Source organism: Marivirga atlantica (assembly GCF_016734805.1).
In the GTDB taxonomy this organism is placed as follows: Bacteria; Bacteroidota; Bacteroidia; order Cytophagales; family Cyclobacteriaceae; genus Marivirga; species Marivirga atlantica.
This window is the reverse complement of sequence record NZ_JAERQG010000001.1, coordinates 976916-990156: the sequence shown is the minus strand read 5'-3', so window position 1 is coordinate 990156 and position 13241 is coordinate 976916. Positions and strand designations below refer to the sequence as shown.

Genomic DNA, 13241 nt, shown 5'->3' with positions numbered 1-13241 from the left:
TGCCGCTATGAAAGCTATTACATTCATTTTACTGTTGTCGGTTGTTTTTGCCTGCACCAAACAAAGAGAAGTGCCTAATTATTCAGCTTACGATGATTATCCTACTTCTGATGAAGACTTATGGCTAGATTATAGCCCGAAGTCTACAACTTTTAAGCTTTGGTCTCCAATAGCAGAAGAGGTAAAGGTAAAATTCTATAAAAATGGTGAAGGAGGAAAATCATTCGAAGAGCATCAGCTTGAGGTAAATGATAACGGGCTTTGGGAGAAGACTATTTCAGGTGACCTCAAAGGCACCTACTATACCTTTCAGGTAAAAACAGAGGGCAAATGGCTTGATGAAACACCAGGCATTTATGCAAACGCAGTTGGTGTTAACGGACAAAGAGCCATGGTACTTGATATGGAAACAACTAATCCTGAAGGATGGAAAAAAGATCAAGGACCCAAAATTAACAAACCAAATGAAGCCATCATTTACGAATTGCACATTCGTGACATGACGATCCATCCTGCGTCCGGCTCAAATCATCCAGGTAAGTATCTCGGTTTGGTAGAAGAGGGAACAAAAGGGCCAGAGGATATTTCTACTGGTTTCGATCACATGAAAGAAATGGGCATCACGCATGTGCATTTGTTACCAACCTTTGATCATTACTCGATTAATGAAGCCAAACTGGATAGTCCTCAATTCAACTGGGGATACGATCCGCGAAATTACAATGTACCTGAGGGTTCATTCTCTACAGATCCTTACAAAGCTGAGGTACGCATTAAAGAATTTAAGCAAATGGTACAGTCATTTCATGATGCTGGCATAGGTGTCATTTTAGACGTTGTTTATAACCATACAGGAAGAACAGAAAATTCCAATTTTAACCTGGAAGTGCCGGGTTACTATTACAGACATTGGGAAGATGGTAAGCTCTCAAATGCCTCGGCCTGTGGCAATGAAACCGCTTCTGAAAGAGCCATGATGCGCAAATTTATAGTTGAGTCAGTAGCTTATTGGGCGAAAGAATATCATTTGGATGGCTTTAGGTTTGACCTGATGGGCATCCATGACATCACCACCATGAATGAAGTAGCCAGTTCTTTAAAAGCAATCAACCCTAACATTTTTGTTTATGGAGAAGGCTGGACAGCAGGAGATTCACCTCTTCCGGTTGAGAAAAGAGCTTTGAAGGCACATACAGCACAGATGCCTTTGGTAAGTGCCTTTAGTGATGATATTCGCGATGCTTTAAAAGGATCTGTTTTTGATGAGCATGACAGAGGATTTGTAAGCGGCCAAGAAGGAACTGAAGAAAGCATAAAATTCGGAGTAGTTGGTGCCACTACTCATCCTCAGATTGACTATAAATCTGTTAATTATTCAGATACTGCCTGGGCTTCAGAGCCATGGGAAGCTATTTCCTATGTTTCCTGTCATGATAATCACACCATTTTCGATAAGTTAAAAATCTCAATGCCTGATGCTTCCAAAGAGGAAATTATTGCAATGGATAAACTGGCAAATGGCATTGTGCTAACAAGCCAGGGAGTACCATTTCTACATGCCGGAGCTGAAATGTTGCGCACCAAATTTGGTGAACATAATTCTTACAACAAGCCAGATTCTATTAACCAAATAGACTGGAACCGAAAAGCAAAATATGCTGATGTGGTAGATTATTACAAAAATCTAATCAAGTTAAGGAAGGCTCACCCAGCTTTTTGGATGCCAACTTCAGAAAGCTTAAGAAATCATTTGACGTTTAAAACAGTAAAGGATGGTTTGGTTAGCTACCAAATTAGCGAGAACGCAAATGGTGACACCTGGAAAAATATTTATGTGATTTATAATGCCCAAAATGAGGCTGTTAATTATCAACTGAAGGGTGAGTGGAAAGTGGCTTTACTAGGTGATCAGTTTAATTTTTCGAGTACTAAGCATATCAATGGAAAGGTAAAAATACCTGCAATTTCAATGGCTATTTTCTATCAGGAATAAAGTTTTGGATTGTAAAAAATCAACATAATTTTTGCATTCTTCTCAAATTATGTCTTGCTTTCAGTCATTAAACAGATGATAGCCAATAATTTTTCATATCGTTTTACGCAAATTCAAGGCACAGGCCTTAATAGGATTGCTGCGTTTACGGCTATTATTACCACAACCATTACAACCCCTTAACGGGGTTCATTTCATCATATCGCCACAAGAAGCGAGGAAGCTTCAACTCATTAAAATTATTCTCACTTTTAATTTAAAGCGCTATGCAGGTTTTAAAATTTGGAGGTACATCCGTAGGTACCCCAGAAAATATTCAAATTGTTAAAGAAATAGTATTTGAGAAAGCTCAAAAAGATCAGGTAATTGTTGTGGTCTCAGCTTTTAGAGGTATCACCTCCAAGTTGATTGATTGTGGTAAACTTGCTGCCAGCGGCAATTCGGACTACGAGCAGCTATTAACTGAAATTAAAAACCAACACTTACAAACTGCCAAAAAATTATTATCAGGTGATGCGCAACCGGCTCTAAATACCAGTCTAAAATCATTACTGAATGAGTTGGAAGACATTTTAAGAGGCGTATTCCTCATTAAAGAAGTTTCTGTTCAAACAATGGATAGAATAAGCTGCTTTGGCGAAGTGCTTTCCGCAGAAATAATAAGTACCTATTTCAGGCAATCTGAAAAATCTACTTTTTTGTTGAACCCCAAAGATTTTATTAAAACTGACAGCTTGTTCGGGCGCGCCAATGTTAATTTCAATCTGACCAACCAGCTGATTGCAGAAAACATTAGCAATTCATTCAAAATCAGTGTTTGTCCGGGCTTTCTGGCAGCCAATGCATCAGGAAGGACAACCACACTTGGTCGGGGTGGATCAGATTATACCGCAGCCATATTAGCAGCTGCTCTTGATGCACCCGAATTAGAAATATGGACTGATGTTAGTGGTATGATGACTGCCAATCCTTCCTATGTGAAAAATGCTTATACCATTGAAGAAATAGGTTATGACGAAGCTATGGAGCTAACGCACTTTGGCGCAAAGGTGCTATACCCGCCATCAATTCAACCTGTGCTTAAAAAAGGAATTCCCATCTTAATCAAAAACACGCTGAAAAAAGAGGACAAGGGAACGCGAATTGCCGAAAAATCAGTTTCAAATGAGCAGATGATCAGCGGATTATCATGTATTGAAGATATTGCGCTACTCAACCTTAACGGAAGCGGAATGGTAGGTATTCCATATTTTTCGCATCGTCTTTTCGAAACACTCTCTGATGCCAAAGTGAGTGTTATATTAATCACGCAAGCCTCATCTGAGCATTCTATTTGCGTGGCTATCAGTCAGGAGGATGTAGAAGTAGCCAAAGCAGCTGTAGAAGAACATTTTCAACACGAATTAAGTCAACAGCTCATCAATCCGCTGGAGGTGGAAAAAGATTTATCCATAGTAGCACTTGTGGGTGCTAATATGAAAAATCAGATTGGTACCAGTGGAAAAATGTTGAGTATTTTAGGCAGCAATGGCGTAAATATTAAAGCTATTGCTCAGGGCTCTTCGGAAAAGAACATTTCTGTAGTTATTGAGAAAAAGCAAATTAAGAAATCGTTGAATGCCCTTCACGAAAGTTTCTTCCTGTCAGATAATAAGCGGGTAAACCTCTTTATTGCGGGTACCGGGAATGTTGGAAAAGCTTTGTTACAACAGCTTAAAAAACAGCAAACTTTTCTTAATGAAAAACATCATATCGATTTAAGAATTACTGGGATTGCCAACTCTAAAAGGATGTACTTTGATGAAGAAGGCCTTGACATCAATAAGCCGATGGACAAGTTGCTATCATCAGAAAAAACCATGCATATAGATAGTTTCATTGATGAAATGGTTTCCATGAACCTCCGTAACAGCATTTTTATTGATAACACTGCGCATAAGGTGATTGCCAACACTTATCAAAAAATTCTGGCTAATACCATATCAGTCGTTACACCTAATAAAATCGCGTGCACAGGCCCATTTACTCAATACAAAAAGCTTAAAAACACTGCCTTGCGCTTCAAAAGTAATTTCCTTTTTGAAACCAATGTAGGCGCTGGCTTGCCCATCATTAATACACTGAACGATTTAATAAAAAGTGGTGATGAGATATTGGAAATTGAAGCTGTACTCTCCGGTAGCCTCAATTTTATTTTTAATAATTATGATGGACAATCGAAGTCATTCGCAGAAATTATTGCTCAGGCAAAAGAAGAAGGCTACACAGAACCAGATCCTCGCTTAGACTTGAGTGGCAGCGATGTAATGAGAAAAATTTTGATTTTATTGCGTGAAAGTGGTTTAGAAACTGAAATGGATGATATTGAATCTGTGCCTTTTATACCAAAAGAATGCATGGATGCTCCTTCTGTTGATGACTTTTTTAAATTGGTAAGTAAGCATGAGGCTCATTTTAAACAAATGATTAATGAGGCCAAAGCAGCTGGAAAGAAACTTAAATATGTTGCCAGATTTAAGGACGGAAAAGCACAAACCGGTCTTCAACAAATTGCACCCGGTACTCCACTTTATAACCTGGAAGGGAAAGACAATATAGTGCTTTTTACGACCAAAAGATATCCTGATCAGCCATTAGTGGTAAAGGGAGCCGGAGCTGGTGCAGAAGTTACAGCTTCAGGAATATTCGGAGATATCATGCGAATTGCTAATACTTTTTAAATCAGGTCAGCACACTGAAAGGGTGAGACCACACTATTGAGTCATGAATAAAAACAGTATAAAAATTTTTGCTCCTGCGACAATCTCAAACATTGGTCCGGGCTACGATATTTTTGGATTAGCCTTACATGGAATAGGTGATACTATTGAATTGAATTGGGTAGAAAATAACCGCATTGAGATTGCTCCAATAGCTGGTTTTCCAGATATTCCACTTGACCCTGAAAAAAATATTGCGAGCATTGTAGCACAAAAAATGCTCAATCAGGTAAATGAAAGTCGTGGCCTACGCATTACTATAAGTAAGAATGTGATGCCAGGCAGCGGACTGGGTTCTAGCGGATCTAGTGCGGCTGGAGTTGCATTTGGTCTTAATCAATTGCTTAATAATAAATTCAGTCAACTAGAATTAATCGATTTTGCCATGCAAGGAGAAGCCGCTCTAGCTGGTAAAGCCCATGCCGACAATGTAGCTCCTGCCCTTATGGGTGGATTTACCATCGTAAAAGGCTATCAGCCATTGGAAGTTTTTAAGATTCCTTTTCCGGAAGAAATGCATATTGCCGTGGTACACCCACAGGTGGAAGTCAAAACCTCAGAAGCGCGAAAGCTTTTACCTGATCGGGTTACGTTGGAAGATCATACCAAACAAGGCGGAAATATTGCAGGCATGATTGCCGGCATGACTACCAAAAACTATGAATTGATTAAAGCCAGTATGCAAGATTTGATAGCAGAACCAAAACGCGCGCAGCTGATCCCTGCTTATGAGGAAGCGAAAGCAACAGCTTTGAAAAATAATGCCATTGCTTGCAGTATTTCAGGTTCAGGGCCATCAATTTTTGCTTTTACCAAAACCGAAAGCGAGGCTAATTTGATCTGTGAAGTATGGGAAGCTCTTTATGATAAGCATCAGATCCCGACAAAAACATACACTTCCCTAATCAATGGTGAAGGTTGTAAAGTATTGAAAGATTAAGACATGAACTACTATAGCACCAACAATAAAAACACCTCCGTTTCCTTCAAAGAAGCAGTAATTCAAGGATTACCAGCCGACAATGGCTTGTTTATGCCTCAGCAAATCCCTCAATTGATTGATGAATTTTTTAAGGAATTACCCAATCTCAATATTTCAGAAATAGCTCATTTGGTCTTAGCCAATTTTGTGGGCGACAGTATTCCTGAAGAAGAATTATGGAAGATTATTAACAAAACATTCATTTTTGAATTTCCGCTGGTTCAGATAGATGATAAGAAGTTTGCACTTGAATTGTATCATGGCCCAAGTTATGCCTTTAAAGATGTAGGGGCTCGTTTTCTGGCATTTTGCCTCGACTACTTTTACAAAGATCAGGATGAAAAGTGTACCATTTTGGTTGCTACTTCAGGAGATACAGGCGGAGCGGTAGCTTCTGCTTTCGCTGAAACAGATAATATTGAAGTAGTTATTCTGTACCCGTCAGGAAAAGTGAGCGAACTGCAGGAAAAGCAGCTCACAACCTTTGAAAAGAATGTAACAGCACTTGAAATTGATGGTGATTTTGATGACTGCCAGCGATTAGTAAAATCAGCCTTTCTGGATGAAGAGCTCCGTAAACAGAAAATGATAAGCTCTGCTAATTCTATCAATGTAGCACGATTTTTACCACAATCTATTTATTACTTTCTGCCCTATCAGTACTTCAGCCATAAAGATAAAATTGCTTTCTCCGTGCCTAGCGGTAATTATGGAAACCTTACAGCAGGGCTTTTTGCCAAGCAAATGGGTTTGCCCATTCATCAGTTTGTTGCAGCAGCGAATAAAAATGATACCGTGCCACGTTATTTGCTTAATGGTATTTTTGAGCCTCACCCCACAGTTGCGACCTATTCTAATGCCATGGATGTAAGCATCCCAAGCAATTTCTTGCGCATGAAAGACATGTTTAGTCTGGAAGAAATGCAACAGCTTATTAAAGGTTATTCATTCTCTGATGAAGAAACTTTGGATACTATGCAATCAGTTTTCAAGAATGAAGAATACCTGCTCGATCCGCATGGAGCAGTGGGCTATGCAGCTCTAAAAGCTCATGAACAAAAAAATGAATATGATTTCGGGCTCCTTTTGGAAACCGCACATCCTTGCAAATTTATAGATGTGGTTAATAAGGTAACCAAAGAAGACATATACCCTGAAGAAGCGAAAGCACTTATGCAAAAGCAGAAAAGCAGTATCAAAATGAAAGCTGACTATGAGCAGTTTAAGCAGTTTTTGTTGAGATGAGTGTTGTTTTGGAATGTTTGAGAGTAAAATGTTGGTGATAACACCAACATTGGGAAGCATTTTACAACCAGTTATACCATAAATCCACTTGTTGTTATCACCAACAAGCTTTTAACTATTTAAGTAGAGCAAGAGCTTTTTAGAGAAATTTTCCTTATTCAAATTCACCTTTTCAAGTGCTATCCATAAATCCTGATTACCTGAAGTATCGAGCAAACTTATTAGTTGTTCCTTCCCGTATTCATTCACTACATATTCACAAACAAGTGCACCAACGACATAGACTGCATCTAATTGATCTTCTAAAAGATGCTTTCTGTCGTAAGGTTTGATCATAGTTGCCAATTCCATATTTGGATGATTTTTTAAGTACTGCCTAAGCTTCACTTTCAGCTTGGTAAAGGAATAATCTCCACTACCTCCTAAATAAGTGGCTATCCCTTCATGAAATAGGGGAATCATATCATGCTGAAATAATGCTCTGGTAAAGAAATGGACCAATTCATGGTCATATCGTTCAGAATCATTTCCTGAAAAAATAATTCCTGAGAATACCTCAGCAAGTCCACCACTTTTGCTCATGTACATATTTGCTACATAATCATATCCTTTAATTTCAAATAGTTCTACTGGCGAAATGCAGGAATAGTAAGTAATAGGTGGGATGTCAAGCCCGAAAAACTGCATCAGTGAATCCTTGAAAACTTGTTGCTTCTTTGCTTCCTCAATATTAAAATTCCTCTCGGGAGAAACTACATAAGTAAAATCTTCATGCTGGTATGTTGTCCAATTCCTCGTGTTATATTGAAGTGATCGACTGAAAAAATATTGACCCTCTGATTTAACCGCTAATACATTATAAATATTCATTAAAGAGGTTACATCGTTCATTTCTTTAAAGCAAGCAAACTTGACCAGCTTTACCGAATCAAGTTCGATATCTATGATTTCTAATAATTCAACTTTGTAATTAGCTGAGCTATCTTTTTCAATTTTATATAAATCGACATATGGAAAAAGGTATTCGTCAAAATCTGAAGGTAACCAATATTGGTTATCAGTAGGGCTTTGATTTTTTGTAATTAGGAAATTTTCCAGACGCCCAGCTATGTTTTGGTTGACGGAATCTTTCATAATATGATGAGCTACTGAAAAATCCAATTTTTCTTTTCCTACTTCATTTTTTTGCTGGCAATTAACTAGAAGTACCAGAAAAGAAATTATAGTGGTTATTTTAATACTAATTCTCAAAACTATTTTTAGTCTCATTAGTGCATTTTTCCTTTTCACCTCCACTACTTGTTTATTCTCCCTCCTCTTGTTGGTGTTATCACCAACAAGCCATATTATTCAAAATACTCCATATAATGGGTCAAAAATTGAAAATCAGATTCACCTTCTTCATAAAATCTGTATGAAGAAAAATGGTATTCAACCGGACTATCTGCCAATAGCCATTTCTTTTGAACAGGGTTATTATGAATGTAGTCTAACTTTTCTTCAATAATTTTTCTATCATCCAATAATTTAGCAAGTGAGCTTCTTTGCCAAAACTGATACTGCCTATCTCTTAAGTCAACTCTAAAATACTCCAATACCTTCGGATGATGTTTTATTAAATCAAACTTGATCTGCTGCCCTGTAAACTTCATGAAATCCCTTTGTACATCAGCTAACTTCCAAGGTGGAATTACTTTTAGAAGTAGATGAATGTGATTAGGCATTATGACAAAAGCATAAATTTTAACTCGATTATTACTAACTAAAAAATCAAAGCTTTCAACAATAAGCTTTTTATATTTATCTGGTTTTAATAAAGGCTTCCACTCAAATATGGTCGCTGTCAGAAAGCATATCTTTATATGTTCATCTAATCTATTTTCCACTTAATAATCTAATATTTTTTGTGTAAATGTTGGTGATAACACCAACATTCGGGAGCAGAACTATATTTAAAATTTTTCTCACAACTATTTATTTATCTTTCTTAAAGCCTTTTCCCTGATCACCTCGCCTACTTGCTTATTCTCAAGCTTGCTTTCCAGCCATGAAATAATATCGAAGTAGATAAAAGCCCTTTGCTCATATCTTATCTCTTGAAGTGGCTTAAGCTTTTCTAACAACAACTTAAATTCCGGAAGTAAATCCTCTTGTTTGAAACCTGAAGCTAGCTTTCTCAAAAAGGCTAAAATATACTTCTGGTATTGATTAAGGTCACCCTTCTTCAATAAGAAGCGATAAGTGGAACGTATGTAATACTCCATCACCTCAGTGTTGCCTAATTCGTAATGGGCTATCAAGCTCAATATTCTGGCAAATGATAACACATCTTCTCGTAAATCTTCCTGCGTTTCATCCTGCACTCTATTCAACCATTCCAATGCCTCACTATATTGACTATTACCAACATACAAACAAGCTATTTTGTAATAGAGAATCACACGTGAGTGCTCATCAGAGCGTTCTATGAAAGCTTCCAGGTCATCGCCTATTTTGCTCAGAAGTCGTACCCCAATGTCAAAATCACCCAACATGAAAATCCTGTTAAATTCATGCACATAAATGTATTTCTCTATCCTGTTCCTAATGTTTAAGTTTTTATGTTTTCTGTGCTGTCTGCCAATGTCTCGCAGTCGTCTGCTATTTTGCATAAACGCATCATAAGCATACATTTTATATTGTACAATCATTAATTGGTTGATGGCTTGCAAGTAATCATCCATCTGACTCAATACCAGATCAGGATTTTTATCATAGAGCTTAAGCCACTTACCGGCATATAAATTAGCATCCCTTTTTTCTTCCAGAAAGCTATAATAGTTGGCTAGTGTGCGGTAAAGATTCAGTTTTTCATAAAGTGAAAGTTCCGCTTCATTATATTTTGGAAGTTGCCTATTAAACAGTTTTACAACGCTTTTGAGCTGCTTGTCATTTCTGATATAACCCCACTTTAGATAAATGGCGTTAAGTTCTACAGCCAAATTTGTTACACTATTAATGAGGTTAATTTTTTCATTGGTATCAGCAACTTCCTTAAGTATGCGCTGCACCTTCTGCTGATAAGATTGTCCTAGCGTTCTTCGCAGTACCAATTTTTCCCATTTGAGTAATTCTAGCTTCAGCTCCAGATGACCACTTTTTTCAATCTTTTTATGAGCTTTCGTAATCATGTTTTCACATTGCCTATACAAACCCCTGTTGTATAAAACCTGCACATAATCTATTTGCTCACGCAATTGAATCTCCTCAGTTTTTTCCTGCTCAAACTGCCTCAAAGCCTGAAGTAGGCGCTTATAAAGATGTGCTTTTAAGTTTGATAGCTGGCTGGCCTTTATACTTTCTGACTTTCTCAAAATAGCTTCATCATCAAAGCTATCTTGTTTTGCTATCCGTTCAAAAAGCTCAAAATACTTAGTATTCGATTCCCCGTTTTTCTGTACCCACAAATTAAAGTAGCGCTTCTCAGTTTGCTTAAGCGATTTTATCAGCACAAATAATTGGTCAGAGTGACGGTTAGACATCGTAATGAAAAATAATTAAAACAACCTATTTCATGGTAAATCTAATGATTTTATCCAATTAGAAATCGTAACAACTTAAATATCTGGTATTCAACAGCCTGTGCATTCCCTCTAATTTAGAGTTATCAGATGCTTAAGCATCAATCATCAAACAAACCATTAAAGCAATTGACATGCAGCAACGCATTCAAATTTTTGATACTACTTTAAGAGATGGAGAGCAAGTCCCGGGCTGTGGACTCACCAAATCAAAGAAGCTTGAATTAGCCAAACACCTGGAAGCCCTTGGTGTAGATGTTATCGAAGCCGGCTTTCCCATTTCAAGTCCTGGTGATTTCCAGTCAGTGAGGTTACTCGCTAAAGAAATTAAAGATGCTTCCATCTGTGGCTTGTCAAGAGCGGTTAAAAAAGATATCGAATGTGCAGCTGAAGCACTCAAAGGAGCAGCAAGACCAAGAATTCATACAGGCTTAGGAACATCTGACCAACACGTGTTCACAAAGCTTAAAATGACGCATGAGGAAGTAATTGCCAAAGCAAAAGAGTGCGTAACATATGCCAAAAACTTTGTGGATGATGTAGAATTCTATGCAGAAGATGCAGGCAGAACTGATAATGAATTCTTAGCGCAAGTGGTAGAAGCAGCCATTGCTGCCGGTGCCACAGTGGTAAACATTCCTGATACTACTGGTTTTTGCATGCCTGAAGTTTACGGTGCAAAAATCAAGTATTTAAAAGATAATGTAAAAGACATCGATAAGGCCATCATTTCGGCACATTGTCATAACGATTTAGGTTTGGCTACAGCTAACAGTATCGCTGCTATAAAAAATGGAGCAGGCCAGATTGAATGTACCATTAACGGTATAGGTGAGCGCGCAGGAAACACTTCTCTTGAAGAAGTAGTAATGATCATGAAAAAACACGAATGGATGGGTTTTGAAACAGGAATCGATTCAAAACTTTTATATCCTATAAGCCGCATGGTTTCAGAAACTATGCACATGCCTGTTCAGCCTAATAAAGCTATAGTTGGTGCCAATGCTTTTTCACATTCATCAGGCATCCATCAGGATGGAGTAATCAAGAATAAAGACAACTACGAAATCATTGATCCTTACGAAGTGGGTGTAAACAAATCAAGCATTATCCTTACTGCACGAAGTGGTAGAGCTGCTCTGAATTTCCGCCTTGCTGAAATAGGTGTAAATCTTTCCAAAGATGAATTGGAAGAAACTTACCAGCAATTTTTAACAATGGCCGATGAAATCAATGTGGTGGAAGATGACGACCTCAAGCACCTTGTAAAAAATTATAATCACGTATTCTCAAAATAGTTGAAGTAGCAGATGGGAAAGACTTTATTCGATAAAATTTGGGATAGTCATGTGGTGCATGCCGTTAAGGATGGTCCACAGGTGGTGTATATTGACAGGCATTTCATTCATGAGGTGACCAGTCCACAAGCATTCGCAGGCTTAAAAAATAGAGGCATAGGTTTGTTCAGACCAGAGCAAACTATTGCCACTGCTGATCATAATGTACCTACTGAAAATCAGCATCTCCCTATAAAAGATGCACTTTCAAAGCATCAGGTGGATACGCTGATCAAAAATTGTAAAGAATTTGGAGTTGAATTATATGGTTTGGGACATCCCTATCAGGGCATAGTGCACGTCATTGGCCCTGAACTAGGGATTACACAGCCAGGAATGACCATTGTTTGTGGTGATAGTCATACCTCCACTCATGGTGCTTTCGGCAACATTGCTTTCGGAATTGGCACCAGTGAAGTAGAGCAGGTAATGGCCACCCAATGTGTATTGCAGCGCAAGCCTAAAACCATGAAAATTCAGGTTGATGGTAAACTCAATAAAGGAGTTGTTTCTAAAGATATTGTACTATACATCATCTCCAAGCTTTCTGCCAGCGGTGGCACAGGTCATTTCATTGAATTCTGCGGATCTGCCATAGAAGAATTAAGCATGGAAGCACGCATGACCATATGCAATATGAGTATTGAAATGGGTGCTCGCGGTGGTTTGATAGCGCCAGATCAGACTACTTTTGACTATATCAAAGGACGCACATTTGCTCCTATAGGAGATGATTGGGCGGCTAAATTAAAGGAATGGCAGGAATTGAAAACTGATGAAGATGCTGTTTTTGATACTGAATATTACTTCAAAGCCGAAGAAATTAGCCCAATGATTACCTATGGCACCAATCCTGGTATGGGCATTGGCATTGCAGAGCTTATCCCTGAAACCAATGATGCAAGTAGCGGATTGGCAAAATCTTTACAATACATGGATTTACAAGGTGGTAGCCAGCTTATCGGGCATCAGGTGGATTACGTATTCATTGGCAGCTGCACCAACTCACGCATTGAAGATTTGCGCATGGTAGCTGAAATGGTAAAAGGTAAGAAAAAAGCTGATCACGTTCAGGCCATGATAGTTCCAGGCTCAAAGCAGGTAGAAGAACAAGCTAAAGCCGAAGGATTGGACGTCATCTTAAAAGAAGCCGGTTTCGAATTACGCCAGCCGGGTTGTTCCGCTTGCTTAGGCATGAATGAAGATAAAGTACCTAAAGGAAAATATTGTGTTTCTACTTCTAACAGAAATTTCGAAGGTCGTCAAGGTCCTGGTGCAAGAACAATGCTCGCCAGTCCATTGACTGCAGCTGCAGCCGCACTAACAGGGAAAATTACTGATGTACGTGAATTTTTAAAGAACTAA

Annotated in this window: 9 protein-coding genes; 6 read left to right on the top strand and 3 right to left on the bottom strand. The window is 38.3% G+C overall.

All coding sequences use genetic code 11. The annotated features are described in order from the left end of the window. The first annotated feature begins 7 nt into the window (after positions 1-7). From pulA to thrC, 4 genes are all read left to right on the top strand, one after another. Positions 8-1993 (top strand): type I pullulanase, encoded by a 1986-nt coding sequence (gene pulA / locus JKP34_RS04435; RefSeq protein ID WP_201918104.1) that lies wholly within the window; start codon positions 8-10, stop codon positions 1991-1993. A gap of 266 nt (positions 1994-2259) precedes the next feature. Beyond that, a complete protein-coding gene (gene thrA / locus JKP34_RS04430; RefSeq protein ID WP_201918102.1) occupies positions 2260-4713 on the top strand; it encodes a bifunctional aspartate kinase/homoserine dehydrogenase I in 2454 nt (817 codons plus the stop codon). 43 nt (positions 4714-4756) lie between these two features. Continuing rightward, positions 4757-5692 (top strand): homoserine kinase, encoded by a 936-nt coding sequence (locus JKP34_RS04425; RefSeq protein ID WP_201918100.1) that lies wholly within the window; start codon positions 4757-4759, stop codon positions 5690-5692. 3 nt (positions 5693-5695) lie between these two features. Next, positions 5696-6979 (top strand): threonine synthase, encoded by a 1284-nt coding sequence (gene thrC, locus JKP34_RS04420; protein WP_201918097.1) that lies wholly within the window; start codon positions 5696-5698, stop codon positions 6977-6979. Positions 6980-7090: 111 nt separating this feature from the next. Here thrC and JKP34_RS04415 read toward each other — a convergent pair whose 3' ends face one another. The 3 genes from JKP34_RS04415 to JKP34_RS04405 all read right to left on the bottom strand — a co-directional run bounded on the left by JKP34_RS04415 (position 7091) and on the right by JKP34_RS04405 (position 10500). Continuing rightward, a complete protein-coding gene (locus JKP34_RS04415; RefSeq protein ID WP_201918095.1) occupies positions 7091-8248 on the bottom strand; it encodes a hypothetical protein in 1158 nt (385 codons plus the stop codon). Between the two features lie 77 nt (positions 8249-8325). Next, complete coding sequence (locus tag JKP34_RS04410) at positions 8326-8865, bottom strand: transposase (RefSeq protein ID WP_201918093.1); 540 nt, start codon at positions 8863-8865, stop codon at positions 8326-8328. Positions 8866-8949: 84 nt separating this feature from the next. Then, positions 8950-10500 carry a hypothetical protein gene (locus tag JKP34_RS04405; protein ID WP_201918091.1) on the bottom strand — a complete coding sequence of 517 codons (1551 nt, stop codon included), beginning with the start codon at positions 10498-10500 and terminating at the stop codon, positions 8950-8952. Positions 10501-10673: 173 nt separating this feature from the next. Between JKP34_RS04405 and JKP34_RS04400 the strand changes: the two genes are divergently transcribed. Further along, positions 10674-11837 carry a 2-isopropylmalate synthase gene (locus JKP34_RS04400; protein WP_201918089.1) on the top strand — a complete coding sequence of 388 codons (1164 nt, stop codon included), beginning with the start codon at positions 10674-10676 and terminating at the stop codon, positions 11835-11837. A gap of 12 nt (positions 11838-11849) precedes the next feature. Continuing rightward, entirely contained in the window at positions 11850-13241 is a 1392-nt protein-coding gene (gene leuC / locus JKP34_RS04395) for a 3-isopropylmalate dehydratase large subunit (RefSeq protein ID WP_201918087.1), read from the top strand.

What these genes read in the sequence shown, in the direction of transcription:
- pulA (WP_201918104.1), top strand. Translation starts at nt 8, where the DNA reads ATGAAAGCTATTACATTCATTTTACTGTTGTCGGTTGTTTTTGCCTGC.
- thrA (WP_201918102.1), top strand. Translation starts at nt 2,260, where the DNA reads ATGCAGGTTTTAAAATTTGGAGGTACATCCGTAGGTACCCCAGAAAAT.
- JKP34_RS04425 (WP_201918100.1), top strand. Translation starts at nt 4,757, where the DNA reads ATGAATAAAAACAGTATAAAAATTTTTGCTCCTGCGACAATCTCAAAC.
- thrC (WP_201918097.1), top strand. Translation starts at nt 5,696, where the DNA reads ATGAACTACTATAGCACCAACAATAAAAACACCTCCGTTTCCTTCAAA.
- JKP34_RS04415 (WP_201918095.1), bottom strand. Translation starts at nt 8,248, where the DNA reads ATGAGACTAAAAATAGTTTTGAGAATTAGTATTAAAATAACCACTATA.
- JKP34_RS04405 (WP_201918091.1), bottom strand. Translation starts at nt 10,500, where the DNA reads ATGTCTAACCGTCACTCTGACCAATTATTTGTGCTGATAAAATCGCTT.
- JKP34_RS04400 (WP_201918089.1), top strand. Translation starts at nt 10,674, where the DNA reads ATGCAGCAACGCATTCAAATTTTTGATACTACTTTAAGAGATGGAGAG.
- leuC (WP_201918087.1), top strand. Translation starts at nt 11,850, where the DNA reads ATGGGAAAGACTTTATTCGATAAAATTTGGGATAGTCATGTGGTGCAT.